26 protein-coding genes are annotated in these 26,065 nt (G+C 43.0%); 8 read left to right on the top strand and 18 right to left on the bottom strand.

Features of this window, described 5'->3' with window-relative positions:
• The first annotated feature begins 120 nt into the window (after nt 1-120).
• Nucleotides 121-714 carry a hypothetical protein gene (locus CDH51_RS05195; protein ID WP_100627550.1) on the top strand — a complete coding sequence of 198 codons (594 nt, stop codon included), beginning with the start codon at nt 121-123 and terminating at the stop codon, nt 712-714.
• On the opposite strand, the gene CDH51_RS05190 is transcribed toward CDH51_RS05195, so the two are convergent.
• Complete coding sequence (locus CDH51_RS05190) at nt 715-1,383, bottom strand: GDSL-type esterase/lipase family protein (RefSeq protein WP_133391749.1); 669 nt, start codon at nt 1,381-1,383, stop codon at nt 715-717.
• A 223-nt stretch (nt 1,384-1,606) separates the two neighbouring features.
• On the opposite strand from CDH51_RS05190, the gene CDH51_RS05185 reads away from it, so the two are divergent.
• The 3 genes from CDH51_RS05185 (at nt 1,607) to CDH51_RS05175 (ending at nt 3,459) form a co-directional block, all read left to right on the top strand.
• Nucleotides 1,607-2,707 (top strand): DUF4407 domain-containing protein, encoded by a 1,101-nt coding sequence (locus CDH51_RS05185; protein ID WP_100627548.1) that lies wholly within the window; start codon nt 1,607-1,609, stop codon nt 2,705-2,707.
• An 81-nt stretch (nt 2,708-2,788) separates the two neighbouring features.
• A complete protein-coding gene (locus CDH51_RS05180) occupies nt 2,789-3,046 on the top strand; it encodes a DUF6364 family protein (protein WP_100627547.1) in 258 nt (85 codons plus the stop codon).
• The gene (locus tag CDH51_RS05175) at nt 3,043-3,459 is read left to right on the top strand and encodes a type II toxin-antitoxin system VapC family toxin (RefSeq protein WP_100627546.1); all 417 of its coding nucleotides are present in this window, start codon (nt 3,043-3,045) and stop codon (nt 3,457-3,459) included. The genes CDH51_RS05180 and CDH51_RS05175 overlap by 4 nt, the downstream gene beginning before the upstream one ends.
• Nucleotides 3,460-3,472: 13 nt before the next feature.
• On the opposite strand, the gene CDH51_RS05170 is transcribed toward CDH51_RS05175, so the two are convergent.
• From CDH51_RS05170 to CDH51_RS05150, 5 genes are all read right to left on the bottom strand, one after another.
• Nucleotides 3,473-4,237, bottom strand: coding sequence for a DUF5995 family protein (locus CDH51_RS05170; protein WP_100627545.1), 765 nt, complete (start codon nt 4,235-4,237; stop codon nt 3,473-3,475).
• 4 nt (nt 4,238-4,241) lie between these two features.
• A complete protein-coding gene (locus CDH51_RS05165; protein WP_100627544.1) occupies nt 4,242-4,967 on the bottom strand; it encodes a VIT1/CCC1 transporter family protein in 726 nt (241 codons plus the stop codon).
• A 2-nt stretch (nt 4,968-4,969) separates the two neighbouring features.
• Nucleotides 4,970-6,133, bottom strand: a complete 1,164-nt coding sequence (locus CDH51_RS05160; protein WP_100627543.1) for a dipeptidase — start codon at nt 6,131-6,133, stop codon at nt 4,970-4,972.
• A 180-nt stretch (nt 6,134-6,313) separates the two neighbouring features.
• Nucleotides 6,314-6,715, bottom strand: coding sequence for a DUF779 domain-containing protein (locus tag CDH51_RS05155; protein ID WP_100627542.1), 402 nt, complete (start codon nt 6,713-6,715; stop codon nt 6,314-6,316).
• Between the two features lie 79 nt (nt 6,716-6,794).
• Nucleotides 6,795-8,321, bottom strand: a complete 1,527-nt coding sequence (locus CDH51_RS05150; RefSeq protein WP_100627541.1) for an aldehyde dehydrogenase family protein — start codon at nt 8,319-8,321, stop codon at nt 6,795-6,797.
• A 176-nt stretch (nt 8,322-8,497) separates the two neighbouring features.
• Here CDH51_RS05150 and CDH51_RS05145 point away from each other — a divergent pair, with 176 nt between their 5' ends.
• Nucleotides 8,498-9,415 (top strand): AraC family transcriptional regulator, encoded by a 918-nt coding sequence (locus CDH51_RS05145; protein WP_100627540.1) that lies wholly within the window; start codon nt 8,498-8,500, stop codon nt 9,413-9,415.
• Between the two features lie 385 nt (nt 9,416-9,800).
• On the opposite strand, the gene CDH51_RS05140 is transcribed toward CDH51_RS05145, so the two are convergent.
• The 10 genes from CDH51_RS05140 to CDH51_RS05095 all read right to left on the bottom strand — a co-directional run bounded on the left by CDH51_RS05140 (nt 9,801) and on the right by CDH51_RS05095 (nt 18,719).
• Complete coding sequence (locus CDH51_RS05140) at nt 9,801-10,460, bottom strand: peroxiredoxin (RefSeq protein WP_100627539.1); 660 nt, start codon at nt 10,458-10,460, stop codon at nt 9,801-9,803.
• Nucleotides 10,461-10,529: 69 nt separating this feature from the next.
• Nucleotides 10,530-10,997: a c-type cytochrome gene (locus CDH51_RS05135; RefSeq protein WP_100627538.1), complete on the bottom strand. Its 468-nt coding sequence runs from the start codon at nt 10,995-10,997 to the stop codon at nt 10,530-10,532.
• A 3-nt stretch (nt 10,998-11,000) separates the two neighbouring features.
• A complete protein-coding gene (locus tag CDH51_RS05130; protein WP_100627537.1) occupies nt 11,001-11,612 on the bottom strand; it encodes a DUF2202 domain-containing protein in 612 nt (203 codons plus the stop codon).
• An 83-nt stretch (nt 11,613-11,695) separates the two neighbouring features.
• Nucleotides 11,696-12,727 (bottom strand): transporter family protein, encoded by a 1,032-nt coding sequence (locus CDH51_RS05125; RefSeq protein WP_100627536.1) that lies wholly within the window; start codon nt 12,725-12,727, stop codon nt 11,696-11,698.
• Nucleotides 12,724-13,791: a cytochrome-c peroxidase gene (locus tag CDH51_RS05120; RefSeq protein WP_100627535.1), complete on the bottom strand. Its 1,068-nt coding sequence runs from the start codon at nt 13,789-13,791 to the stop codon at nt 12,724-12,726. The genes CDH51_RS05125 and CDH51_RS05120 overlap by 4 nt, the downstream gene beginning before the upstream one ends.
• Nucleotides 13,792-13,923: 132 nt before the next feature.
• Entirely contained in the window at nt 13,924-14,643 is a 720-nt protein-coding gene (locus CDH51_RS05115; RefSeq protein ID WP_100627534.1) for an MbnP family protein, read from the bottom strand.
• A gap of 8 nt (nt 14,644-14,651) precedes the next feature.
• Nucleotides 14,652-15,770 carry a cytochrome-c peroxidase gene (locus tag CDH51_RS05110; protein WP_100627533.1) on the bottom strand — a complete coding sequence of 373 codons (1,119 nt, stop codon included), beginning with the start codon at nt 15,768-15,770 and terminating at the stop codon, nt 14,652-14,654.
• Nucleotides 15,771-15,811: 41 nt separating this feature from the next.
• Nucleotides 15,812-16,186, bottom strand: coding sequence for a hypothetical protein (locus CDH51_RS05105; protein WP_100627532.1), 375 nt, complete (start codon nt 16,184-16,186; stop codon nt 15,812-15,814).
• A 62-nt stretch (nt 16,187-16,248) separates the two neighbouring features.
• On the bottom strand, nt 16,249-17,325 hold the full coding sequence (gene cydB / locus CDH51_RS05100) for a cytochrome d ubiquinol oxidase subunit II (RefSeq protein WP_100627531.1): 1,077 nt from the start codon (nt 17,323-17,325) through the stop codon (nt 16,249-16,251).
• A 2-nt stretch (nt 17,326-17,327) separates the two neighbouring features.
• A complete protein-coding gene (locus CDH51_RS05095; protein WP_100627530.1) occupies nt 17,328-18,719 on the bottom strand; it encodes a cytochrome ubiquinol oxidase subunit I in 1,392 nt (463 codons plus the stop codon).
• A 299-nt stretch (nt 18,720-19,018) separates the two neighbouring features.
• Here CDH51_RS05095 and CDH51_RS05085 point away from each other — a divergent pair, with 299 nt between their 5' ends.
• Nucleotides 19,019-19,657, top strand: coding sequence for a Crp/Fnr family transcriptional regulator (locus CDH51_RS05085; RefSeq protein ID WP_100627528.1), 639 nt, complete (start codon nt 19,019-19,021; stop codon nt 19,655-19,657).
• Here CDH51_RS05085 and CDH51_RS05080 read toward each other — a convergent pair.
• On the bottom strand, nt 19,650-20,681 hold the full coding sequence (locus tag CDH51_RS05080; protein ID WP_100627527.1) for a glycosyltransferase family 4 protein: 1,032 nt from the start codon (nt 20,679-20,681) through the stop codon (nt 19,650-19,652). The two genes, CDH51_RS05085 and CDH51_RS05080, sit on opposite strands and share 8 nt — an antisense overlap.
• Before the next feature lie 87 nt (nt 20,682-20,768).
• Nucleotides 20,769-23,543, bottom strand: coding sequence for a leucine--tRNA ligase (gene leuS / locus CDH51_RS05075; protein ID WP_100627526.1), 2,775 nt, complete (start codon nt 23,541-23,543; stop codon nt 20,769-20,771).
• A 171-nt stretch (nt 23,544-23,714) separates the two neighbouring features.
• Here leuS and CDH51_RS05070 point away from each other — a divergent pair, with 171 nt between their 5' ends.
• Together CDH51_RS05070 and CDH51_RS05065 are read left to right on the top strand one after the other, a co-directional pair.
• On the top strand, nt 23,715-25,301 hold the full coding sequence (locus CDH51_RS05070) for a peptidase dimerization domain-containing protein (RefSeq protein ID WP_100627525.1): 1,587 nt from the start codon (nt 23,715-23,717) through the stop codon (nt 25,299-25,301).
• A 134-nt stretch (nt 25,302-25,435) separates the two neighbouring features.
• Nucleotides 25,436-26,062 carry a 7-carboxy-7-deazaguanine synthase QueE gene (locus CDH51_RS05065; RefSeq protein ID WP_100627524.1) on the top strand — a complete coding sequence of 209 codons (627 nt, stop codon included), beginning with the start codon at nt 25,436-25,438 and terminating at the stop codon, nt 26,060-26,062.
• Nucleotides 26,063-26,065: the final 3 nt, after the last annotated feature.

The raw sequence follows: 26,065 nt of genomic DNA, 5'->3' as shown, positions 1-26,065 counted from the left end.
AAACAATCTGGTTTCTGTTTTGATTCATTGATCTCAGATACGTAAAAAAATCCTAAAAAGGATTGTCTGACAAATTACAAAAAGAGATTCTGTACCGACTTCTTACAAAACCTTCTAGCCATGGCAAAGCTGAATTATCTATTTATCCTCGTATTTGTTTTCATAGCTCCACTCCAATTGCATGCTCAGCAAGGTTCAGGTCTAGGCTTGAAGTTTGGTACTAATTACAATACCTCTGGTAAATATTTTAAAGATGCCGGACAGGTTTGGAAAGAGCCTTTTGGAAATGTAGGCTATCATGCGGGGCTTTTTTACACCATGAACTCCTATGATATCTATTTGCGACCTGAGGCGGTATTTACTGAGACTCGATTCCAAACGGTCAATGGAGAGGCATTTACCCAACGGATAGATGTGCCTGTTTTGGTGGGGATTCGCTTATTTAAGCTCCTGACTGCTTTTGGAGGACCTTCAGTGCATTATACCTTAGAGGATAATTTTTTACCCTCCCAATCAGCAGAATTCAATAAGCGACTTAGACTTGGATATCAGTTTGGCTTCGGAGTAGCGATAGGCCCTGTTGGTCTGGATCTTCGCTATGAGCGGGAATTCAATGACCAGCGAATCAATCTGGATAGGATTCTGGGCGCAGACAAAAGCTTTCGTTCAGAGCAGATTGTTTTGGCACTTTCCCTACGTGTTTTTGGGCCGTAATTACTGGGGAGTTTCTTCAGGGAAATATTTTGCAAAAATTTCTCTCCAAATATCATATCCAGTCTTATTCATATGAAGTTGATCCTGTAGAAATATGTCGGATTTAGGATTCCCGTCTTCGTCAAGCATAGGAGTCCAAACATCTACAAAACCTACATTTTCTTTTTTTTCGGTGTAGGACTTCATAGCTTCATTCAGTGCCAAGTATTGTTCTTTTTTGTCCCATCTCGAAGGGCTTGGTTTTGCACTGATTAGGTAGACCTGGCAATTTGGATCCACAACTTGAATCCGCATTACGATCTGCTCGAGGTCAGACATGATTTCATCGATCGGTGTACCATTGTTGATGTCATTGTCTCCCTCGTAAATAAATACTCGTGCGGGTCGCAATTGTAAAACCAAGGGGTATAAATGCCTCTTTAGATCTGCTGCAGTAGATCCGCCAAAGCCCGTATTGATGATGGGTTTTTGAGGGAAATCTTCCTGGAGGCTGACCCACATCCGTATCGAAGAGCTTCCAGTGAAAAGCGTGCTTCCCACCTGATAACCATCGCGTTTTAGTCTGTCGGTAATTAGTTTGACTTCCTTCTCAAAAGGGACAGTCTGAGATTGGACTTCTCCAATGAAAAAGCCGATCAAAAGGAAAAGGGAGACTAAGGTCGTTTTCATTTTCCAAACATAATTCAAAAAAGCCCTGATCCAAAACCGATCATCCCCTGAACGTAATCGAACAATTCGCGCACTTTTCAAGATTGTCCATTTTTAGGGTTTTGACACCAAAATCAAGCTTTCTACCCCCATTCTAGGCATTTCGGCCCAAAGAGATTGCAGTGTATCTGTTTTGCATGCATTTTGGCGTTAGGTATAAGACAGATCACCAAATCCCTTTCTTATGAATCAATTGACTAGATTTTTTTGGTTTTGCAGCGGAGCCAATTTTTCCATTTTGAAGCGAACTCCCACCGAATGCAATAAGTACTTTGGTATTGGAGCGACTGTGTTTTTTACCGGGGTTTTGGCAGCTTTGGCCGCGGGCTATGCACTACACACGGTATTTCAAAGTCTTTTGCCTGCTGTTTTATTCGGGATGCTTTGGGGTTTGATGATTTTCAACCTCGATCGATTTATCGTATCAAGTATGCGTAAAAAAGAGCGTGCTTGGGAAGAATGGAGGCTGGCAATTCCAAGATTGGTCTTGGCCGTTTTATTGGCCTTAGTTATTTCTAAGCCTTTGGAATTGAAAATGTTTGAGCGGGAAATCAACCGGAAATTAGACGAAAGGAAAACTGAATTCATCGCTCAATCCAAAGCTAATTTGGCTAAAGGTTTTCCTGAAATTCAAGAATTGGAATCTAGGATAGAGGCGCTAAAAGCAGAGGTTTCTGAGGCGGAGGCTTTTCGCGATCAACTTCAGAAAGAATATGATGCAGAACGATTCGGCGAAAAGACCTCAGGCACAAGTGGGATTGTAGGGCTTGGTACAAATGCCAAGAAAAAGGAACAGCAGCTGGATGCAGCGCAACTTGCTTTGAATACTTTGCGAAGTAGAAACCAAGTTCGAATTGACACGCTAGAGGCCCAGATTCGGGAGTTTATGGCTTTGCGTCAGGTAGAGTTTGAAAAGCAGCAACCGGGTATCGAGGGCTTTGATGGACTAGCCGCACGGATGGATGGGCTCTCAGGTTTGACTAGCGAAAGTTCGGCTATGGCTTTAGCCAACATTTTCATTATGCTGCTTTTCATCGCGATCGAGACGGCACCTATTTTTGTCAAATTAATCTCACCTCGTGGGCCTTATGACGAACTTCTAGAACTTCATGAGGAAAAGGTAAAGCTATTCAAAGGAGAAAAATGGGTCATTGCCAAAGGTGAATCCGATGCTCGGGTTGGTTATTTTCAGGACACGCATTTCTACGCTACTGACCTAAAAAAGGAAAAAACCAACCGGAAAAACCGTGCTGAAACTGATCGGGAATTGGCAAATTGGGATTGAAAAGCGAAGAAAATCAGGGATTTGCTTTGGATTACGTGTAAATTTAATTTTTTTTACGGCAAGGTTTAGATATAAGGAGCCATGGATACTAAAATCACTTTGTCTTTTAATAAAGATATTATAGACCGAGCCAAGGATTTTGCCGACCAAAATAACATCAGTCTTTCCAGACTGACGGAGTTTCTTTATGCTCAGATGACTTCCAAAAATTACCAATCGTTGGAGGAGCTTCCGATTGCTGATTGGGTAAATATGGTGTCTGAGGGTGAGGTAGAATACAAGCGCACGTCATCGAGTAGAAAGGAAATGAAAGATGAGTTTTTTGGTAGCAAAAAATGAAGGTTTTTCTCGATGCGAATGTTCTGGTTTCTGTGTTAAATAAGGAATATCCGCTTTTTCCGCATTCGGCGCGAATATTAAGTTTGGCTGATAAGCGAGGATTTCAACTTTACACCACACCTATTTGCTTGGCTATTGCATTCTATTTTTCAGAGAAGAAGAGTGGCGCAGGCCTTGCTAAACGAAAAATGGAAGTCCTTTCTTCCAAGCTATATATTGCTTCAGTCGATTCGATAGTGGTTTCTCGAGCAGTTTCTGATCCAAGTGTGGTGGATTTCGAGGATGGCTTGGAGTATTATTCGGCTTTGCAACATGAATGTCAAGCCATCATCACCGAGGACTCGGAAGGTTTTTATTTTTCGGAGATTCCAGTTTATGATTGTAAGAAATTCCTGGATGAAGTTGTATTTTAAACCTTCTACTGGTTCAAATTTTTTTTAGGGTTTCAGCTGCTACTTGATCCAACTGATCCATCGTTTTACTTACCGACTTCCATTCTGCGAATCCCACGATTTTGATGAGAAATCCAAGGAATTTTCCCGGATTGATTAGCTTTTTTGCGAGAGCAGCAATGTTTTTATCTCGGTTCTGAATCTGATAGTTTTTATTTGGATCAATGTGATATTCTCCAGCATACTTCCAGGCACCATCTCTGGCAATTTGAATCGAAAAGTTAAGAAGCATCTCATCCCGACCTTTCGCCAAGGGGATCAACCAACCAAAAATTGGAGAAACCTTACTGATGTTAGCTTTCACGTCGTCAACCAGCTCTGAAAGAATGAAATTGATTTGGTCAAAATCACTTTTGATCGCTTGAAGCTCTTTCCCTTTCATAGTTTCAGAGGCAGCGATCCCAAGGTCCAAATTGATGTGAGCATTGATCCCTAAGAGTAAATGTTGCAATACGAGATGATTGGTGTTTTTGCTGGCCTCAAAAGCCAATCTCCAGCTTTCAGTGATGGCTTGACTTTGTACCCAATCTTCATACGCGTCGATAAATCGCTTGGCAAAAAGCACATCTAGGACTTCCATTCGTGGATTGTCTTCAAATTCTCCTGCTAGAATTCCATCTCTGACCCTGCGCGTGACTTGCCTGTAAAGAATCGCAAAATATCCTATCCGGCTTTGCTTGGAACGGCATTCAGAAATGATTTGATCCAATTTTTCAAGAACCTCTTCGATTTTTGTCATTTACCTATTTGATAAAAAATCCTTCTAATAAATCACCCACATAAAAGGCAACCATTGCGGCCAATAAACCTAGGGCTAGTGTTTCGAAAATACTTCTTCCAACTGCAGTCTGATTAACCCAGCTTTTCATCCAGCCTATGATCATAAAGGCCACACCGGTAAGAATACTGGTGTATAAAAATAGATGTTTTTCGATGGGGCTAAAGAAATCAATCAAATATACCAATAGGGGTATAAACCCGACAAGAATGAACGAAATCAAGGTGGCTAGTCCGATCTTAAAAGGACTTTTGTTCTCTTCCATCATTTCGAGCTCATCCTTCATCATCTCGGCTACCCAAAGATCCTTGTCCGAGCAGATTTGGTCTACGACTTTTTCTAATAGCTCACCTTTGAAACCTTTTGCCTCATAGATTTCGCGGATTTCTTCCCGTTCCTTTTCAGGTATATTCTCTACCTCCCAATATTCGATTTTCTCATGTTTTTTGAAATTCTCCCGGTCGGTTTTGGCAGAAAGATAGGCCCCTACAGACATAGAGAAACCATCAGCAAGAAGATTTGCAAAGCCAAGAATTATGATGATTCCTGTGTCTAGATTGGCTCCAAAGCCTCCTGCTACTACTGCAAAAGTGGTAACTGCTCCGTCTATACCTCCGTAGACAAACTCTCGCATGTATTCCTGAAGTTTGCCAAAGCGTTCAGATTCCTGATGTAATACTTTCTCATTCATGATTAGCGGAGATTTTTTAAGAGAAACTGCTTGACATTCTCCCCCATTACAGCCCGTATTTCAGATTCGGAAAATCCTGCCTCTAGAAGTCCTTCCACGATCAGCGGTAATCCTGTAATATCAAATGGAACAGCAACCGAGCCATCGTAATCAGAACCTAAGGCCACATACTCAATTCCTACCAAATCCCGCACGTGTTTGATAGAGGCGATAATGTTGGGGATCTCTGGAGTGCCGACTGCCATATCAAAAAAAGCAATCCCGATGATTCCTCCATTTTTTGCAATTCTTTGAATTTGCTCATCGCTAAGGTTTCGCTGGGAGTCCAATACCCCCCTGACTCCCGTATGGGAAACAATCACAGGTTCATTACTTAGATTAAGCACATCTTCGACAATTGCAGGGGATGAATGGGCAAGGTCAATGAAGATACCCAATTCATTCATTCGCTTGACGGCAGCTTTTCCAAAGTCTGAGAGACCTTCTCCGCTTTCTCCATGAGCCGAACCCCCCAATTCATTGTCAAAAAAGTGCGTAGGTCCAATCATCCGGATTCCTGCTTCGTACACGGCATCAATATTTTCGAGATTACCCTCCAAGGCATGTCCGCCTTCGATTCCGAGCATACCACCAATTACTTTTGGGTTGGATTCGCGCATTTGTAGAAGTTTCTCAAAGTCAGCCTTTGTCTTAATCAGGATGGCATTTTCACCTTCTTTGGAAATAAAGCCATCCAAGGCCTGAGCCTGGGAAAGGGTGCGATTGATCAGACTAAACCAGTTCGATGGGCTTTCACCTTTTGCAATGGTAAGCGGGGTAATATTGTCAAAAGCGTCGGCACTATTTTCCTGCATGTTTTGCCCAGCCGGAGATTTAGATACGATTGTAAACATCTCAAAAGCCACATTTCCTTCCCGCATTCGAGGGAAGTCTACATGACCTCGATCTCCTCGCTTGGTCAGGTCTCTTCCCCAAAGCAATGCATCACAATGAAGATCAGCGATAAAATCCAGTCGGTCATATAGCTCTTGAGCTTCTGCTGAGACGACATAAGGACCAGGGATTTTTACTGGATTTCTCTGCGCTTCGATGTAAGAAGGCACGGTGTTGATCCCGATCAGATAGATCAAAAATAGGGATAAAAGGAAAATCAGAATTTTCTTCATAAGCTGGGTAAATTCTGATTAAGATAGTAAAAGAATGAGTATTTAGAAATGAGGCTGCTAAGCAAAGTTTCCTTTCCAAATGGATGGAATCAGGAAATTTAGAAAAAAGAGCTTTGTTCGAGTTTCTGAGAGAATCGTATTTCATGGAGAGCCTTAGAGGTCTGAAACCATACAGGCTTATCAAGCTTCCTGTTCCAAATACTCTTCTCCGGTTAGGATAGGTTCCAGGTTTTCAAGCTCTTCCATGGTGAATATCCTGGATCGAATGATGAATCGGATTCCCATGGGAATTTCGATCGAGAAGCTACTGCCTCGACCTGGAGTAATGTCTAAAGTTAATTGGGTGTGTTTCCAGTACTCAAACTGATCGGCTGACATAAAAAAGTCACATCCATAGACTTTCCCCATCCAAACATCTTGAGAGCCTACCTTAAAATCTCCCTTTTCGAAGCACATGGGAGAAGAGCCATCACAGCAACCTCCGCTTTGGTGAAACATCAATTCGTTACCAAATCGCTTTCGTAGGGTATCGATGGTTTCTTTCGCCGCATCAGTGATCAAGATTCTTTTGGTTTGAGGCATGGTTTTTTGGGTTTAGGTTTAAAGCAAATAAAGGCGGGGAAAAGTTCTCCCCGCCTTTGAATCATAGAAATCGTTAATTCTAGAAGAATCCTAATTTCTGCTTGCTGTAGGAGATCAACATGTTTTTGGTCTGGCGATAATGATTGAGCATCATCGCATGGTTTTCACGTCCAAATCCTGATTTTTTGTACCCTCCAAACGGCGCATGCGCTGGATAGGCGTGGTAGCAATTGACCCAAACTCGTCCAGCCTTGATGGCACGCGGTACTTGATAAAGCTCATGAGCATCTCTAGACCAAAGGCCTGCACCTAGTCCGTACATGGTGTCATTGGCGATTTCAATTGCCTCTTCGGTAGTTTTGAACGTAGTCACACAAGTGACCGGCCCAAATATTTCCTCTTGGAAGACACGCATCTTGTTGTGTCCCTTTAGGATAGTTGGTTGAATGTAATAGCCAGTTTCCAAACCGGAATTCAATCCTGCTTTGGCGCCTCCAGTGAGGACTGATGCTCCTTCTTGTTTCCCGATTTCGATATAAGAAAGAATTTTTTCATACTGATCGTTGGAAGCCTGAGCACCCATCATGGTGTCTTCGGCCAAAGGATGTCCCATTTTGATAGCCTTGGTCCGAGCAATGACTCGCTCCATGAATACGTCATAGATGTCTTCATGAACCAAAATTCGAGAAGGACAGGTACAAACTTCACCTTGGTTGAGCGCAAACATCACAGCACCTTCCACACACTTGTCAAAGAAATCATCATCGGCATCTGCGATTGACTTCATGAAGATATTTGGAGATTTTCCTCCCAGTTCCATGGTGACTGGAATAAGGTTTTCAGAAGCATATTGCATGATCAGTCTACCCGTGGTGGTCTCTCCGGTGAAGGCTACTTTAGCTACTCTTGGAGAAGTCGCTAATGGCTTTCCAGCTTCCGGTCCAAATCCAGAAACTACGTTTAGGACACCTGCAGGTAAAATGTCTCCGATCAATTCCATCAATACCATGATGCTTGTTGGAGTTTGCTCAGCTGGCTTTACCACAGTGCAGCAGCCTGCAGCTAGTGCCGGTGCGATTTTCCAGGTAGCCATCAGAAGCGGGAAGTTCCAAGGAATGATTTGTCCTACTACACCAAGTGGCTCATGAAGGGCGATGCTTACAGTATGCTCATCATGTTCTGAGATAGTACTTTCATCAGCACGGATGACCCCGGCAAAATATCTGAAGTGATCCACACAAAGTGGAAGATCGGCAGCTCTTGTTTCTCGTAGTGCCTTACCATTGTCCATGGTTTCGATTCTTGCTAGCATTTCGAGATTTTCCTCGATGACGTCAGCGATCTTGTTTAGGATTCTTGATCGCTCAGTAGGGGAGGTTTTGGACCAAGAGGGAAATGCTGCGTGCGCTGCATCGAGAGCCATGTCTATATCCTGCTTATTTCCTCGGGCTGCTTTTGCAATCGGCTTTCCATCTATTGGAGAAATATTCTCGAAATATTCTCCTGAGCTCGGAGCTACCCACTTGCCTCCTATGAAGTGGTCGTATTTTTCTTTCAGTTGAGGTCTTTCTACAGGCTGAGCCTGTGATAATGTCAGATTTTCCATTTGTTAAAAGGTTATTTTTGGTTTATTCTCAAAATTCTTATTTATTCAAAATAAAAAATTGCACAGAATGATCACATCATGCACTTATATTGATATTTTGAAATAAAAAAGAAATTTCATTTGTTATTATAAGTTAATATTTTTTTTTAATTTATTGATTATTAGAAAATTACCGAATGTCCCAAAATAACTTCATTGCCGGTGTCCCTTGGAGAAATCCAAGAGATCTAAAGACCCTGGTTGAAAATCGAACTACCTATACACTCGACAGCTGCGAGCTAAATATTTTTGAAACGCATCAGGAAGCTTCTGATGTCAATCTTGTTTTTGGGGATTTGGTCTTGACTACCATGCTGAAAGGCAAGAAGGTTATGCATTTATTTGACCGGCCTGGATTTGATTACTTGCCAGGGGAGTCTGTGATAGTTCCTCCCAATGAAGTGATGAAGATTGATTTTCCGGAAGCACAATGGGATAATCCTACCCAGTGTATTGCTTTATCAATCTCCAAGGAGATGATAGAAAACACCTTCAATATGCTGAATGAGCGTTTGCCGGATAAGGTGTTGTCTCAAGAATGGGGCTTGGACCTGAGCTATTTCCATTTGATTAATACGCAAGATCTCTCTGAAATAATCAATCGTTTCATCAAAATTGGAGTAAAAGAGCGATCAAAAGAAAAGGATTTAATCGCCTCCCTTGCGCTCAAAGAGCTTTTGATTCGATTAAATCAAACGCAAGCCCGTGAAATGCTTCAAAAGACTTACAAGGAGCTTTCATCTGGAAACAGGCTAGCACATGTCGTGGATTTTATCAAAAAAAATATTAGAGAAAATCTCACGCTGGAGCAATTGGCTTCCCAAGCCTGTATGAGTAAAGCACACTTTGTACGAACCTTTAAGCAAGAACTTGGACAGACCCCAGTGGAATTCATCCTTTCTGAAAGGCTCAAGCTAGCACGATACTATTTACAGATTGGGGGATTTCAGGTAAAAGAAGTAGCAGTCATGTCTGGATTCAATTCTATCGGGTATTTCATTCGAGCATTTAAGCAAGAATACGGTGCCACTCCGAAATCTTTTCAAAAACAGTGATTATATTTTCTCCTGTATTTGGTTATTTGTCAGCAATTTTTGTATGTTTAAGAAATTTTGGTGATTCAAAATTTAATCTTATTGCCCAATCGCCGAAGTTTATTTGGTTTTACTTAATCAACAATAGACCCATGAAAGAAGCCTGTTTTTAGAAACAGGCTTTCTTTTTTACTAGATATTGTATTTTATTTTGTTTGATTTATAAATACTGGTTTAAAATTCTACTCATTTTTTAAAATATTTTGTAGAAATAATAAATATAGGTTTATAAACATACTATGAATATTATTTTAATTTCTGAAGCTATTAATTCCCAAAACCAAAAAAACCTCTCCGAAAGCTCAGAGAGGTTTTATCATCAATTAACCCTTTAATCCAAAAAATCTTAGTCTTTTGGCAGATCTTTCTTAGCTAAATAAAAATCTACCATTTCATAGTCACTTGCTTCTCGCTCTTGCATTTCAGCTACAGTCTTTGGTGGAGGGACGATTGCTTTTTCTCCAGGGGTCCAGTTCAATGGAAGCGCCACTTTATGCTTGTCGGCCGTTTGCAAAGCAATCAATGCTCTTTTGATCTCATCCATATTTCTTCCCACATTGAGTGGATAGTACATGATCAACCTGATCTTTCCGGCAGGATCGATAAAGAAGACTGCACGAACTGCCGCAGTCTCGCTCTCACCAGGCTGAAGCATACCGTATAGCTTCGAAACACTCATGTCGATATCTGCGATGATCGGAAACTCGAAAAGGACGCCAGTATTCTTTTTTACATTATTCACCCAAGCAATGTGGGCGTGGATGGAATCAATACTCAATCCCACCAATTTGGTCTGATGCTCATCAAAGAATTTTTGGTCCAATGCAAATCCACTCATTTCAGTAGTACAAACCGGCGTAAAATCCGCTGGGTGAGAGAATAGAATGGTCCAGCTGTCTTTGATATATTCGGAAAACTTCATTTTTCCGGTAGTGGTCATCGCTTCAAAATCAGGAGCTAAATCTCCTATTCTTGGCATAGTTGGAATTTGATTTTCTGTATCCATTATTAAATCGTTTTTGTTATTTGATAGAACAAATCTAACTCACTCCTTCCGCTCAGGACGTGACCTTGGTCACCTCAAGCCGCCTGATTTATTTTTTTTCTGATTGTCTTTTTCTATGTGCCATGCGGGATTTTCGATTTCATTAGCGTAGATGTAGCTTACTATTTTTTGTAGATCTTCATTGGACACTGCGGGTTTTGGCATCAATCCGAAACGCTTGATTGGTCCCTTCATAAGTGCCTTCTCCTCAGTTGGATTTTGAATGAAATTCATCATAGCTTTTTCGAATTCAGCCTTTTCTGGATAAGCTTCTAAGTAATGTTTTTTCATTCCCCAAAGTGGAGGAGCTATTATTTCATCATGAGATTTTGACTTGGGATTATGGCAGGCGTAACAGTGTTTTTGAAGTAAAACCAAGCCTTCATCCGATATTAATTCTTCTCGAATGTCAATAGGAGAGCTGGTGAACTCTAAATCTTTGGCTGGTACTTCTGGAGAGTTGACCAGTAATTGTAGAAGAAATAGTATAGAGATCATAAATTAGTTGGGTTGACAAGTGGTGTTGCTGGAGTTTACAATGCGATCAAATTCTTCTATGCTGATATAGCTGGGATTATAGGTTACCCCTAGAGAATTGGCTTGATTATAGAAGGCTCGCATATGATTTTCTGAACCACATTTGAGCTTTTCGTAGAGTTGAATCAACTCTGGCTTTTGAGTAGATGCAATAGCAAGTTGCAGGTCCAAAATATCCATATCCTCTATCAAAAGTCCGACTTTAGTAGCCTCTTCCAATGAAATATCAACTTTGGATGTAAGCTCAGAATAAAGGTTTTGAAGTGTGGGATCGGTGAACTCTCCAAGTGAGATGCTTCCATCCAAAGGGTCTGATAGCTGATAAGATTCCATCACTTGGAGGACAGAATTGGTATGCTGGGTTTCGCTTCTGGATATATTTTGGAATATCGATACTCCATACTTTTCAAATGCATAAGTATATACATCGTGGGCCAGTTTTTCTTCCTCCCGAGTAAAGAGAAGATCAGATAATTCGGCTTCAGAAAGACTTGTTTTTACGGCAGGATTTATTTCTTCTTGGCATCCTACAATTGGCAGGATCAAAAAACCAAGGGCGTAGAGTAGCTTTTTCATTTCCTCTTTTTTTAAGGTGTATGAAAATTCGCTATATCCTCAGCTAAAAACAGTGATATTTCTCACCTAGACAAGTTATCTTATCATAGCTTAAAGCTTCGGATTATTCCCACGCTGAATCGGTTTTGATTTTGAATCTGATTTCCGTTTAGAGTTTGAAAAACCGGACTCTGAACCAATACGGAAAAAGTGGTCTGTACCCAATTGATATCCAAGCCAAGCTGGGCAAAGCCAACCTTTCCACCGGTCAGTTCCTGAAGCTCTCCCTGATACAGGTCCATTTCAGATCGCTCGTAGTAAAATCCGGCATTGGGTACGAGTAGAAGTCCGCTTTTCAGTTCAAACTGGCGAAAATACAGCGCATAGGCATTGAAGCTGTTTCCAAACTCGTAAGTCTGCTCTCCTTCAGTGCTCCATTGGTAGCTGAGCCCTACATTGACTCCCTGATTGTCGAGAAACCATTGATAATTCAATCGCGGGGTAAAGGAAAAAGCACCTTTTCCGGGCTGAATGATCGGATCAAATAGATCCTGATTTTCATTGTTCGAAGTTACCAAAGCCTGCCCGGTCGGTAATGTCAGGGCCAAGCCGGGTCGCAAGGTGTGCCGGGACTTGGTATTGTAGATAAGGTGAATATATTCTGCAGTCACAGTCAGGTCTCCCCAGCCCTGCACGTACAGGGTGGTGTCCCGTGTAGGATTTGGCAGGTCCAGGTATTTTTCATAGTAGACTCTATTAAACTCGTAAGGCAGAAGAAAAGTAAAATTCCATTTGTTGTCCAGCGTGAAATTCCCTCGAGCTTCTATTGTTTGATAGGTTTCAAAATCTTGCTTGGTTTTTTGGACAAAGAGTCCATTTCCTTCCGGTTCGTGCATAACTGAAGGCCCGTCCCAAGGCCTTAGATTGGTGCTGAGCTGAGCGGGGAAATTCCTGATTTGCGAAGTAGTAGAGCTAGAGTAGGATTTGTAATCGTCAAACCCGCGGAACCGATAGAAAAGACCAAAGTAACTTTTGTTTTCCAAAAGGCTGTATTCGAAGAAATTACAACTATCGCAGGCCATTCCTCGGTTGGAAAAGGCTAGCGAAAAGAGAATTAGGAAGACTATTTTTTTCATTTTTCTGAATCTTGAATATGGGACAGGACAAAGGCATCATCCTGTAGGGTTTTGAGAAAAGATAAAAGCGCCTTTCGTTCATCTGGGGATAAATTGATTCCTTCTTTGAGTTGAGGAGCTAATGAATAATTGACTTGAATTCCGGACTGATAGTGATCCAAAACCTCCTCCAAACTCTCAAATCGCCCATCGTGCATGTAAGGAGCAGTGAGTGTGACATTCCGAAGGCTGGGAGTTTTGTAAGCACCCAAATCCAGAGAATCAAAGCTGATTCTGAACCGACCAAGAAAGAGTCCTTCCAAAGCAGGAGGGTCAGGGTAAATCAAGTCCAGGCCATTGTTGTGATAATCCAAATCGGTAAATAGACCTTCTTGATGACAGCTTGAGCAATGGTTCTGGTAGAGCTGATAGCCTTGCAGTTCCAATGAATTCAAGGTAGCCTCGCCTCTTTTCCAATCATCATACTTTGAGGTCTGGGAAATCAATGTCCGCGTGTATTGGGAAAGGGCACGGGAGATGGTTGCGCTTTGGATGGGATTTTTTGGAAAAGCTTGGGCAAAGAGCTCTGGGTAGGTTTTGTCCTGAATCAGATAGGCTACAATTTCCTCCAGGTCTGCTGCCATTTCATCAGGATGGGTAAGCGGGCCGAAATTCAGGGACTCCAGGTCATTGGCTCCGCCATCCCAAAACAGGCCGGTGGTATGCCAAGCCAAATTGAAAAGTGGGGAAGAGTGCCGGTGCAAGGCATTGCCGGACACGCCTTTTTTGCTCAAGGCCACCCCATCGGTAAATGCCTTGGAGGGCAGGTGACAGGATGCACAAGAGATCTTGCCGTTGGCGGAAAGCTTGGGGTCGAAGAAGAGTCTTTTGCCCAGCTTCACACCTTCCTTGGATAGGGGATTGCGTTCAGGCTGAGGAAAATCTCCCACCTGAAGGCTGGAAGACAATTCGGGAATGAAGGTCTCCGGTACTACTTCCACGGGAGATTCGGGAAGCAGATTCTCATCCTGACAGCTCCAAAAGCTCCAAACCAAGGCCAATACAAGCAATCGCGATGTTTTCATGGGAAAAAGGGGCCGCCTCCAAAGGTTTATTTTCAGGGGAAATGGGGTCGAAACTTTGGATCTCACCAAAAATGGGTTTCAACTTTTCTCCAATCCCGTTGAGGCAAATCTTCGAGGCGGCCTTTTTAGGTTTTATTCAATCGTAATAAATCCGTTGGCGTAGTTTTCGCCGATCTTATCTGCGAGTTCGCCTCCCATGATGGTCGTACTTGGCAATTCACTTGCATTAAGCGCATTAGGGCTTAAGAAAAGCTGATCTACCACAGTTTTGAGCTGGATTTGAGCAGCCCTTCCGGCACGGATTCCTGTCAGCGACTGAGTGACGGTTTTGTAGTTTTGGTTTCTCCCAATGTGGAGTACCAGTCCTGTCCGCTCTCCCGTGGTTTTGTGAGTAAATTCTCCCTCCAGCACCACAAACTTGTATCCAGAATTCCAGTTCCAAGCCATGTCATTATTAGGGTCTAAGTCACCGGTTTGGTCGGTTTTAGCATTGGCTTCTGCATCCACTCCGATCGAAAAGGTAATTTGATCATAATTGGCCGATGGGATCATTCCCAATTCCACGGTTGACTTGAAGTCTTCACCTAGTAGGTGATAACTGTTTGGCACGTTGTAGATAGCTCCACTTTGTGTATCAGTCAGGACTACATTGGAGATGTAGTACTTCAGTTTTTTGGCAATGAAGGGTTCTCCTGAAGGAAGGGTAAAGGTTTCTGAATTCAGCTGCAAGGGTTTTCCGTTGAGCGTGTTTTCAAAGTTGAGTTCCACGGTCATTTGTGCCGGGATTTCTTCTTCGGAACAGGAACTGAAAATCAGAACAAAAGCCAAGAATAGATATGCGATATTTTTCATTGTGTTTTTTACTTAAATGGATTTGAAAATTTGGGATTGGTGACAAACTCCTGATCGGTAAGCGTATTCAGAAAGGCGATAATGGCTTTCTTTTCCTGCTCCGAAAGGTGGAGTTTGACGGGGTCATTTGGGTTTTGGGGTTCATTGCTCGCCTCCAGAATGAGGACATCCAGCGTTTCACTGTTTTGGATGTGATCATTGTAGTGATCCAGCACTTCCTCTAGGCTGGAGAATCTGCCATCGTGCATGTAGGGTGCAGTCAGAGCAATATTCCGTAGCCCAGGTGCTTTGAATTTTCCTCGGTCAAAAGCATTTCCTGTGACGGACTGAAGTCCACTTTTTAGCCTTTCATCGGGATCTAGGCCGTTGTTGTGAAAGCCTGAAAAGCCATTGGGATCTCCTGCAGTGAGAAAACCCAGGTGGCAATCCCCACAATTTCCTCCTCTGAGCTGAATGGACGGTTCGGGATGGGTAAAGAAAAGCTCCAAACCCAACTGCTCCTCGGGAGTAAGTTCTACTTCACCCCGTATCCATCTGTCAAACTTAGAATTGGCAGAGATAAGTGTCCGTTCAAACTGCGCCAAAGCTTTTCCGATCCGCTCTGCAGTGACTTCTTCAGTGCCGAAAGCTGCCGAAAACAGCTTGGGATAATCCGAGTCATTTTGGAGCCTGCTGATCGCTTCTTGGATAGGGAGGTTCATTTCCATAGGATCCTCAATGGGAATGATGGCCTGTTCCTCCAGAGTAACCGAACGTCCGTTCCAGAAGAAACGGGTTTGCCAGTGAAGATTGGCCAAGGACATGGCATTCATGGTACCCTGAGCACCGCCAACGCCCGGACTGACACGTAATCCATCACTGAAGCCTTTTTCCTGTTGATGACAGGATGCACAGGAAATTGTCCCGTCTTTGGAAAGCTTTTTTTCATAGAAAAGCATTCTTCCAAGACGGACTCCTTCCTCGGTCAAGGGATTAGCTGCGGGCATAGGTTGCTCTGCCGGGAAATAATCCGGCTTTTCCAAAGAAATCAGCGTAGGTCCTTCTTGAATTGGACTTTCCTCTGCTCCACAGGAGAAAAGCAACACTCCGCACAGGCATATCCCTGACCCTAGGATCAGAAATCGCATGATTAGAATTTTAAGTGAGAGAAATTAAACCGAGTGAAAAATCATCCCTTTGGAGGGTGCTCGATGGTGAAAAATACGTTTTGGCCAAAACGATTAAAGTACATACTCGAATGCATCAGATAAGGATTGAAGCTTAGTGCTACTTCCGAAATTTCAAAAGAAGGGGAAATAAATACACCAAAATCCTTATTGAAAGTGAATGCAGGAAGTGATTCCTGTCTTTCTTTCTCCTCGTTTATTTTCTGCATCAAAAAGCACTTTCCATCACAAGCAAGTTCTGGTTTGTCTTTGTTGATACAGAAATTTTCGATGATGTATTTGCGGTTGATCGAAAAGTTTACTTTGATCACCGAATACACCATGCTATTCAATACCATAGTCCAGGCAAGTGTGATATAGATAAGGCTTCTAAGCATTACGTTGCAAAGATATTTTATTCCATTTTGTTTTTATAGAAAAAACTGAAATAATGTTGCATTTAATAGCTGCTCTCATCCAACCTTACTTTTCCCCGGTAGGTCCAGTAAATAATAATGGTGTAGGAGGCGACAAAAGGAAGCCCAAAAGCTGCCAAAATAGCCATGGTCTTGAGTGTGTACCCCGAAGATGCAGCATTGTAAATGTCCAGATTGAATGCAGGGTCTAGATTGGACACCATCAGATTGGGGAAAATTCCAAGTGCAAAAAGCATCACGATTGCTGCAATCATGCTACCAGAAGAAATAAAGGCCCATCCCTCACGACCTTTGGCCATCATCCGTGGGATATTCATGATGGCAAGAATATTCAGAAGTACAATGGTCCAAGCAAAAACAGAGATTAAGATCTGATGATTTTCTACCAATTCATGTTTGTTGCCCGGAAGCTCTATTTGTCCAAAAGAGAAATTGGCAATCATCTCCGGCTTCAGGTAAAGAGTAAATCCTGAAAACACGAGATAAAACAATACAAAAATCCAATAGTTGACTTTGATCCAGCCTTGGATTTGCTTCTGCAAATCTCCTTCGGTTTTCATATTTAGGTAGATGCCTCCGTGCAGTGCAAACATAGACAGGGAGAAAAAACCAGCCATCAGGGAGTAAGGATTGAGTAGGTCAAAGAAATTACCCTGATACTCCATGTCACTTCCTATCGGAAAGCCAATCACCACATTGCCGATGGCTATTCCGAAAAGTAAAGCTGCTACAATAGATCCAAGGCTGAATCCCCAATCCCAGAAATTTCGCCAGCGGGGATTTTCTTCTTTAGAGCGAAACTCGATGGAAACGGCCCGAAAAATCAAGGCAATAAGCAACAACATAAAAGGTAGATAAAAACCCGAAAATGCAGTCGCATATACATTTGGGAAGGCAGCAAACAAAGCCCCTCCTGCAGTGATCAGCCAAACTTCATTTCCATCCCAAACTGGGCCGATGGCATTCATCATAATTCGACGGTTGTAGTCTCCTTTGCTTCGCAAGTGAAGAATCCCAACGCCCAGATCGAATCCATCCAAAATCGCATAACCGATTAACAGTACGCCAACAAGTATGTACCAAACAATATTGTAATCCATGATCAATGAGGTTTTAGAGCGTCCATTCTTTCTGATTTCTTTTTGTAGCCAGCTTCTACTGTTGCCACGTGGTCTGGGCCATGCTTGATTTCCCTGTCTAAGACGTAGAGCCAAACAAAGAATAAGAGAATGTAAACTAGGACGAAAAGAATTAATGATATCATGACTTCCGGTGCGGAAATAGATTTGGAGACTCCTTCACTTGTCCTCAGCAGCCCTTGCACAATCCACGGTTGGCGACCTCGCTCAGCTGAGACCCAACCCAATTGATTGGCCATTACCGGGAGTGCTACGGCAGGAATGTAAAGTTTGATTAGCCAGGACCAACTAGGGGTAAAGAGCTTTTTCTTCCAAAGCAGAAACAAACTCAGTATGGTCGCAGCGATAAAAAGCATCCCTAATGCTACCATTAAGTGATAACTCTGGAAAACTCCGTTTACTGCAGGCCAGTCTTCTTCGGGAAATTCTTCCAAGCCTTTGACTTCCCCCTCAAAATCTCCATGAACCAAGAAACTTAGCATTCCGGGAATGGCAATTCCTGAGGTCTCACGAGTTTCGGGATCTGTCCAGCCTATCAGGTAAAGCGGAGCATTCGATTGGGTTTCGTAAAGTCCTTCAAAGGCGGCGAGTTTCGCAGGTTGCCATTCATTAACGATTTTGGCGTGTTCGTGGCCGACAAAAGGCTGTGCCAAAGAGGCAATGGCTGCTAATCCCAAAGCAATGGCGAAGGATTTTTTGGCAAATTCAACGTATTTATTTTTGATCAGGTAGTAAGCGGAGACACTCAAAACCAAAAAGGCTCCCTGAATCCAAGCTCCCAAGATCACATGCGTAAAACGAACCATGGCAGAAGGATTGAAGACCATTTCCCAGAAATCCGTGATCACTGCTCGCCGAATTCCATAATCCACGACGATTTCATAAGCCACAGGTGTTTGTTGCCAGCTATTAGCAACTACGATCCAGAAGCCGGATAGCATACTGCCTACAGCCACCATGATGGTAGCAAAGAGGTGCATTCCAGGCTTCACCCGGTTCCAACCAAAAAGTAGAATAGCCAAGAAGCCTGACTCTAGGAAAAAGGCAAAAATCCCCTCAGCAGCCAATGGCGAACCGAAAATATCCCCGACAAATCTAGAATAGGTGGACCAATTGGTGCCAAACTCAAATTCCATCACGATTCCGGATGCTACCCCTACCGAAAAATTAGCTGCGAAAATCTTGATCCAAAATCGCGTGATTTTTTCATAGATTTTCTTTTTGGTGATTAAGTAAAGCGATTCATATATCACCAATAGCAATCCCAGACCAATACTGAAAGGTGGGAAGATATAATGAAACATGATGGTGAAAGCAAACTGTATCCGCGAAAGCGTCTCTACATCCCAGGTCATGATACTTGGTTTTTAGATTTCTTATAGATGAGAAAAGTCGTCACTATAAATACCAGGCCGACTATAATTTTTAAAAGTTTGCCTCCATCAAAACCTGCAATTTCACCTTCGAAAAAAGGGATTTTTGAAATTATTCTAAAAGCCACCATCAAGCCCAGTCCAAGCAGAAAAATTAATTGGCTTTTTGACTTCATGATTTTTTAATTTTTTGTTTTGGAACAAACTTTCTCAAAAGTACCTTTCGTAAAATACAAAAAGGTGATTGATGTCACCTTTTCAATTAACAAAAAATTTCGTTTATGAAGAAGGAGATCGGTAATTATTTGGATTTTTGTTTTAAGGATTTTGAGCCGGAATTGAAAGAGGAAATTCTCGACTGTGCGGACTTGCTGGTACTTCCTGCCGATGATTTGATGATGGATATTGGCCAAAAAGTGGAGGTTATTCCTTTGATCGTTTCAGGTCAGGTCAAGGTATTTCGGGAAGATGAGGATGATCATGAGTTATTTATGTACTACCTCGGCCCTGGAGAGGCTTGTGCCATTACCATGATCTGTTCCGCTCGTGAAGGCTATTCAAAGATTAAGGCTATTCCAGAGGAAGAAACTACCGTGATTGTGGTACCGATCTCTAAGCTCGACGAGTGGATGCCAAAGTACAAGTCTTGGTACTATTTTGTGATGGATACCTATCAGGATCGTTTTGAAGAGTTACTGAAAGTGGTCGATGGTATTGCTTTTCATCGCATGGATGAGCGATTAATCGAGTACTTGGAGAAAAATGCCGAAGCCAGCCAAAGTAACTCCATTCACAAAACCCATCAGCAAATTGCACAGGAGCTGAACTCCAGCAGGGAGGTCATTACCCGGTTGCTCAAAAAACTGGAGCAGCGGGGAGTAGTGAAGGTGAATCGGAATCAGATTCAACTACTCAGCTGACCAAATCCAAGGCCTTCAAAAGGGCCTTTTTTCTTTTTTCAAAGTTGAAAAGTTGCTGGATTCTTTTTGAGGCTGCCTCTGAAAAGTGGTTCAGGTCCAACTTGGCAAAATCTTGAATTGCTGATTCAAGCAGATCTAGATTCTTTTCTTTCAAAATCAAACCAGAATTTCCGACAATTTCCGGAATCGCCCCAACTGCCGAACCAATCGGAATGCAGCCAGAGGACATAGCTTCCCCAAGGGCATTTGGGAAGCCTTCGGAAGTCGAGAGCTGAAGGTAGAACTGATGGGAATTGTAGAGTTCCAGAAGTTCTTTTGGATGCATTTTTCCCAAAACCTGTACGTTTGGATTAAGTGAGATGTATTCGGAGTCACCTACCAAAGTGAAGGTCCAATTGGGATGAATGCTGGCTAATTCCTCAATTAAATCATAGCCTTTGACAATTGCTCTTGAGGGATTTGAGGTTCCAGTGGCGACAGAAATAAAGCTGAAAGACTTCTGGGTATTGCCCAAATTTTTCCAAAAATCGGTGTCAAAGCCGTTGGGAATGACTTCAATTGGAGTGGCCAAATCAGGGATCAAATTCAAAAGTCCCTGTTTGGAGGAGATCCTCGAATCGTAGGAATAGTCCTGCTTTATCAGAGCTTCGGCCACGGGCAAAATGAGTGAACAGTTTTTAAATGAATAGACCGTAGCTTTTCGAAGCCATTTCTTTCGGAAGTTTCCATATCCGATTTCAGGCATATTGATGCAGTCTGTGCCGCCGGCTTGGATGGTGCATTTTTTTCCAAATACTTTCCCAAACCAAACAGGTAAGACACTATGATAGCCTCCAAAGAAACAGAGGTATTGGGTGGTTTTGGGTAAGTACCAAAGCAATTGAAAAAACTGAAGAATAAAGTAAAATGGAAGTTTGACCGGGCTTTGGGTAAATTCCAGGGGTTTGATTTCAGCCATCGGTTGGATCATTTCCAAGTCGCGGTCAATAAAGGAGGTGTGGACGGGAAAGGTATAGAGGATCATTTTTAGATTCCAAAATCCGAAGTAAGGTATATCAGAAAAAGAAAAAGGGGAAGCAAAGCCTCCCCTTATTTTTTTATTTCGTCGTAATTAAACCACCAAGTTTACAATCTTTCCTGGAACCACAATCACCTTCTTAGGCGCTTTGCCTTCCAGCCATTTTTGAACGTTTGAGTCAGCCAAAGCTGCCTTTTCGATCTCATCCTTTCCTAGATCCAGGGGAAGTGAAATTTTCGAACGTATCTTGCCATTGATCATGACCGGATACTCGAAATCGCTTTCTACCAAATATTCCTCCTTGAATTCGGGGAAAGTGGCGTTGGTGATTGACTCCGCATGACCTAAAAGCGACCAGAGTTCCTCAGCAATATGGGGTGCGTATGGAGAGATCAAAACCGCCAAAGGCTCCAATACCTCCCGCTTGTTGCACTTCAATGCAGTCAACTCATTGACGCAAATCATAAAGCTGGACACAGAGGTGTTGAAGGAGTAATTCTCCATATCCTCTTCCATCTTTTTGATGGCTTTATGCAATGCCTTCAATTCCTCTTTGCTTGCTTTTTCGTCTGAAACCGCGAATTCTCCGGATGCATTATGATACAGGTTCCAAAGCTTTCTTAGGAATTTAAAAACTCCATCGATACCATTCGTATTCCAAGGTTTGAATTGCTCCAAAGGACCCAAGAACATCTCATAAAGTCGAAGGGTATCGGCCCCGTAGCGCTCGATGATATCATCCGGATTGACGACGTTGTATTTGGATTTGGACATTTTTTCTACCTCAGCTCCGCAGAGGTACTTCCCATCTTCGAGGATAAATTCCGCATCCGCCAAATCCGGTCTCCAAGCCTTAAACTTGTCCAAATTCAGCTGGTCATTGTAAACGATATTCACGTCAACATGCATGGCTGAGGTATCGTATTGATCCTTCAATCCGTAACTGACGAATTGATTTGTTCCTTTGATTCTATACACAAAATTTGATCTCCCTTGGATCATTCCTTGATTGATCATCTTTTGGAAAGGTTCGTCAATGCTCACCACGCCCAGGTCAAACAAGAATTTGGTCCAAAAACGGGAATATAGCAAGTGGCCTGTAGCATGTTCGGAACCTCCGATATATAAATCCACGGCTCCCCAGTAGTCTGTTTTGGCTTTATCTGCGAAAACTTCCTCGTTTTTCGGATCCATGTAGCGGAAAAAGTACCAGCTGGATCCCGCCCAACCCGGCATGGTTGAGAGTTCCAGTGGATATTCTCCATCAGCCGTTTTATACGTCCAATCTTTTGCTCTACCAAGTGGCGGCTCACCGTCTTCAGTTGGGAGGTATTTATCCACCTCAGGAAGTACCAAAGGCAGGTCTTTCTCCTCAATCAAATAGGGAAGACCATCCTTGAAATAAACCGGTAATGGTTCCCCCCAGTATCGCTGACGAGTGAAAATCGCATCCCTCATTCGGTACTGAATCTTGCCTTTTCCGATTCCTTTTTCTTCCAAAAACTCAATAGCTTTCTCCATGGCCTCCTTCATGTATAGCCCTGAAAGAAATCCTGAATTAATGATTAGACCACCTTTGCCGGGGAAAGAGCCATTTTCCATTGATCCTTCGATGACCTGGCGGATTTCCAACCCGAAATGCTTCGCAAAGTTGTAGTCCCGCTCATCATGTGCAGGGACGGCCATCACAGCACCAGTTCCATAGCCTGCCAAAACGTAGTCTGCTACCCAAATTTGGATTTCCTCACCGTTGAATGGATTGATGGCATAGGAACCTGTGAAGGCTCCGGAAATGGTTTTGACATCACTCATGCGCTCACGCTCTGAGCGGTTTTTGGCGACTTGGATATAGGCTTCTGCAGTTTCCCGTTGATCTTCAGTGATGAGTTCAGCAGCTAGATCAGATTCTGGAGCCAAAGCCAAATAGGTCACACCATAAATCGTATCTACACGGGTGGTGAAAACCTTAATTTTTTTATCAGAATCTTTGACCTGAAAGACCATTTCTGCACCAATGGACTTTCCGATCCAGTTTCTTTGCATTTCTTTGATCGGTTCGGACCAATCTACTTTGTCTAGGCCTTTCAACAATCTATCAGCATAAGCAGTGATTCGCATGGACCACTGCATCATTTTCTTGCGCTCTACAGGATGTCCACCTCTTTCCGAGAATCCATCCTTCACCTCGTCATTAGAAAGAACAGTTCCTAATGCTGGACACCAATTGACGGTCGTCTCAGCTAGGAAAGTCAATCGATACCTTAGGAGCATTTCCTGCTTTTCTTTTTCCGAAAAGCCATTCCAGTCCGAGCTGCTAAAAGTTGGTGTTTCCTCATCGCAGACAGCTTTTACTGAAGCATTACCTTCTTTTTCAAATCGGGAAACCAAAGAATCAATGGAAACTGCTTTGTCTGCATCCAAATCATAGTAGCTATTGAAAAGCTGCATGAAAATCCACTGTGTCCACTTATAATATGATGGGTCAGAAGTACGGACTTCCCGATCCCAATCGAAGGCAAAGCCAATATTTTTTAGCTGCTCTGTATAGCGGGCGATGTTTTGCTCAGTAGTGATAGCGGGATGCTGTCCAGTCTGAATGGCATATTGCTCTGCTGGCAATCCAAAGGAGTCGTAACCCATTGGGTGAAGGACATTGAATCCTTTGAGCATTTTAAACCTTGAGACAATGTCAGAAGCAATATATCCCAGCGGATGGCCTACGTGCAAACCTGCACCAGATGGATAAGGAAACATGTCCAGAGAATAAAACTTAGGACGATTAGGGTCCACCTCTGCTTTGAAGGTTCCCTTTTCTTTCCAGTACCCTTGCCACTTTTGCTCGATATCCCTGAACTTGTAATCCGCCATGATTATGTTTTCTTGAAATTTTAGCTAAACGCCTGCAAAAATAGAAAAATAAGGCGGCTTTGGTAGGCTAATTTCCAAAACCTCTGAATACTCATATTTTCCCATTGGTCAATTTTTTGTCTTAGTTTTTATGCTTTTCTGTAAATTCCAAAAAATCAACCACCAACACACATGCGAAAATCAATTGGAATTGGGCTCCTCATGCTACTCGGGAGTAGTTTGGGAAGCTTGGCACAGCAAAAATTTTCCCCCAAAAAGATCCAAGCACTTAAAGAAGAAGCGGCACAAATCGTAGAAGCCAATCACAAACAAAGTCAAGTGATGGTAGACAAGATCTTTTCCTTTGCCGAACTGGGTTTTCAGGAAATCGAGTCTTCTAACTATTTAACAGGAATTTTGGAAGCAAATGGTTTTACTATTGAAACCGGAATCTCAGGAATCCCCACAGCTTGGTGGGCTACTTGGTCCAATGGAGAGGGGCCTGTGATTGCATTAGGATCAGATGTAGATAATATCCCTAAAGCATCTCAATATCCGGGAGTGGCGTATCACAAGCCTATGGTCGAGGGTGCCCCCGGTCATGGAGAAGGTCACAATGCTGGGATTCCTTTGAATATCACAGCTGCCTTGGCTGTCAAGCAGATTATGGAAAGAGAAAATATCGGAGGCACGCTCATTTTATGGCCCGGTATTGCGGAGGAATTGGTAGCTGCAAAGGCTTGGTACACACGGGACGGTATTTTTGACGGAGTAGATCTCTGTATTTTCACGCATGTGGCCAATAACCTCGGGGTAAGTTGGGGTCAGGCGAATGGAACTGGCTTGATTTCGGTAGAATATAGTTTCGAAGGCGAAGCAGCACATGGAGCAGGAGCGCCCTGGAGAGGCAGATCAGCAGCTGATGCCGTGGAATTGATGAATATCGGATGGAATTATAAAAGAGAGCATCTCCATCCGCTTAAGCGCTCACATTCAGTAATCACGGATGGGGGAGATCAGCCGAATGTAGTTCCTTCCAAAGCTTCGATCTGGTACTATTTCCGGGATGTGAAGTATGACGGTATCATGGAAATGTATGAGCAGGCGACTAATATCGCAAAGGGTGCAGCCTTGATGACAGAGACTGAAATGAGCTATAAAGTGCTTGGCACCGCTTGGCCGAGACACTTTAATAAAGTGATAGCTGAGACGATGTATGAAAACATCCAAAAAGTGGGTCTCCCCGAATGGGATGAAAAAGACCAAACCTTAGCTAAAGCAGTTCAAAAGGAAATGGGTTCGGAAGAAAGGGGACTTGCAACCGAATTAAGTGAATTAGGGAAACCGACTGAAGAAATAAGAAGTGGGGGTTCGGATGATATTGGAGATGTGTCTTGGGTGGTGCCGACGGTGACGCTTAGATTTCCATCCAACATTCCCGGACTTCCCGGTCACCACTGGGCGAATGCGATCGCTATGGCCACACCGATTGCCCATAAAGGGGTAACTGCCGGTGCCAAAGCTGAAGCCATGACTATTTTGGACTTTTTGCTTCAGCCCGAACTAGTTGATCAGGCATGGGATTACTTTAATAATGTGCAGACAAAGGAAGAAACCTACAAGCCTATGATTACCGCTGATGATGCACCTCCGATTTACCTGAATGAAGGGATTATGAAGCAGTTCCGTCCTCAGCTGGAGAAATTCTATTACGACGAGACGAAGTACGATACCTATTTGGAGCAATTGGGAGTGACGTATCCGACGGTGAAGAAGTAATGTGAAAAACTTGCAAAGTGGAAAGGTCTGGCAACTCAACCTTCCATCTTTTCCACTTTGCAACCTTCCAACTTTCGTCCTACCTTTGCACCTTCATTCAGCGGTGGAATCACCCGCTTTACCAAAAATTCACAATGACTACCCAAGAACTCGTAGCCGAAGGGTTGCAGCTTCCTGTCATGGAGGCGTTTTATACTATACAAGGTGAAGGTAAATTCACTGGACACCCCGCCTATTTTATCCGTCTAGGAGGCTGTGATGTGGGATGCGTTTGGTGCGATGTAAAAGAATCCTGGGAAGCTGGAAAGTGGCCGGTTTTGTCCATAGAAAAAATTGTGGAGGAAGCTTGCTCATTCCCTGGACGACTGGTGGTCATCACAGGAGGAGAGCCTTTGATGTACAATCTGAATCCATTGACCAAGCTTTTAAAGGAAAAAGGATTCACTACTAATATCGAAACATCAGGAGCTTATCCCTATTCCGGAGATTTCGACTGGGTTTGCTTTTCACCGAAAAAATTCAAAAAACCGCATCCTTCGATCTATAATGAAGCGGATGAACTGAAGGTGGTTATTTTTCATCCAAGTGATTTTGCTTTTGCAGAGAAACACGCTGAATTGGTCAGAAAGGACTGTGAACTGCGTCTTCAACCCGAGTGGAGCAAGGCTGAAAAATTCACTCCGGAGATCATAAACTATGTGAAAAATCATCCAACTTGGAATATTTCGCTGCAAACCCATAAATTTATGGACATTCCTTAAGTC

This window comes from Algoriphagus formosus (assembly GCF_002807035.1).
GTDB classification, from domain to species: domain Bacteria; phylum Bacteroidota; class Bacteroidia; order Cytophagales; family Cyclobacteriaceae; genus Algoriphagus; species Algoriphagus formosus.
Note: the sequence above shows the minus strand (reverse complement) of the source record. Positions and strands in the feature narration are given on the sequence as shown.

Bases quoted from the DNA above. Each gene is read 5' to 3' on its own strand.
- CDH51_RS05195 (WP_100627550.1), top strand. From the start codon at position 121: ATGGCAAAGCTGAATTATCTATTTATCCTCGTATTTGTTTTCATAGCT.
- CDH51_RS05190 (WP_133391749.1), bottom strand. From the start codon at position 1,383: ATGAAAACGACCTTAGTCTCCCTTTTCCTTTTGATCGGCTTTTTCATT.
- CDH51_RS05185 (WP_100627548.1), top strand. From the start codon at position 1,607: ATGAATCAATTGACTAGATTTTTTTGGTTTTGCAGCGGAGCCAATTTT.
- CDH51_RS05180 (WP_100627547.1), top strand. From the start codon at position 2,789: ATGGATACTAAAATCACTTTGTCTTTTAATAAAGATATTATAGACCGA.
- CDH51_RS05175 (WP_100627546.1), top strand. From the start codon at position 3,043: ATGAAGGTTTTTCTCGATGCGAATGTTCTGGTTTCTGTGTTAAATAAG.
- CDH51_RS05170 (WP_100627545.1), bottom strand. From the start codon at position 4,237: ATGACAAAAATCGAAGAGGTTCTTGAAAAATTGGATCAAATCATTTCT.
- CDH51_RS05165 (WP_100627544.1), bottom strand. From the start codon at position 4,967: ATGAATGAGAAAGTATTACATCAGGAATCTGAACGCTTTGGCAAACTT.
- CDH51_RS05160 (WP_100627543.1), bottom strand. From the start codon at position 6,133: ATGAAGAAAATTCTGATTTTCCTTTTATCCCTATTTTTGATCTATCTG.
- CDH51_RS05155 (WP_100627542.1), bottom strand. From the start codon at position 6,715: ATGCCTCAAACCAAAAGAATCTTGATCACTGATGCGGCGAAAGAAACC.
- CDH51_RS05150 (WP_100627541.1), bottom strand. From the start codon at position 8,321: ATGGAAAATCTGACATTATCACAGGCTCAGCCTGTAGAAAGACCTCAA.
- CDH51_RS05145 (WP_100627540.1), top strand. From the start codon at position 8,498: ATGTCCCAAAATAACTTCATTGCCGGTGTCCCTTGGAGAAATCCAAGA.
- CDH51_RS05140 (WP_100627539.1), bottom strand. From the start codon at position 10,460: ATGGATACAGAAAATCAAATTCCAACTATGCCAAGAATAGGAGATTTA.
- CDH51_RS05135 (WP_100627538.1), bottom strand. From the start codon at position 10,997: ATGATCTCTATACTATTTCTTCTACAATTACTGGTCAACTCTCCAGAA.
- CDH51_RS05130 (WP_100627537.1), bottom strand. From the start codon at position 11,612: ATGAAAAAGCTACTCTACGCCCTTGGTTTTTTGATCCTGCCAATTGTA.
- CDH51_RS05125 (WP_100627536.1), bottom strand. From the start codon at position 12,727: ATGAAAAAAATAGTCTTCCTAATTCTCTTTTCGCTAGCCTTTTCCAAC.
- CDH51_RS05120 (WP_100627535.1), bottom strand. From the start codon at position 13,791: ATGAAAACATCGCGATTGCTTGTATTGGCCTTGGTTTGGAGCTTTTGG.
- CDH51_RS05115 (WP_100627534.1), bottom strand. From the start codon at position 14,643: ATGAAAAATATCGCATATCTATTCTTGGCTTTTGTTCTGATTTTCAGT.
- CDH51_RS05110 (WP_100627533.1), bottom strand. From the start codon at position 15,770: ATGCGATTTCTGATCCTAGGGTCAGGGATATGCCTGTGCGGAGTGTTG.
- CDH51_RS05105 (WP_100627532.1), bottom strand. From the start codon at position 16,186: ATGCTTAGAAGCCTTATCTATATCACACTTGCCTGGACTATGGTATTG.
- cydB (WP_100627531.1), bottom strand. From the start codon at position 17,325: ATGGATTACAATATTGTTTGGTACATACTTGTTGGCGTACTGTTAATC.
- CDH51_RS05095 (WP_100627530.1), bottom strand. From the start codon at position 18,719: ATGACCTGGGATGTAGAGACGCTTTCGCGGATACAGTTTGCTTTCACC.
- CDH51_RS05085 (WP_100627528.1), top strand. From the start codon at position 19,019: ATGAAGAAGGAGATCGGTAATTATTTGGATTTTTGTTTTAAGGATTTT.
- CDH51_RS05080 (WP_100627527.1), bottom strand. From the start codon at position 20,681: ATGATCCTCTATACCTTTCCCGTCCACACCTCCTTTATTGACCGCGAC.
- leuS (WP_100627526.1), bottom strand. From the start codon at position 23,543: ATGGCGGATTACAAGTTCAGGGATATCGAGCAAAAGTGGCAAGGGTAC.
- CDH51_RS05070 (WP_100627525.1), top strand. From the start codon at position 23,715: ATGCGAAAATCAATTGGAATTGGGCTCCTCATGCTACTCGGGAGTAGT.
- CDH51_RS05065 (WP_100627524.1), top strand. From the start codon at position 25,436: ATGACTACCCAAGAACTCGTAGCCGAAGGGTTGCAGCTTCCTGTCATG.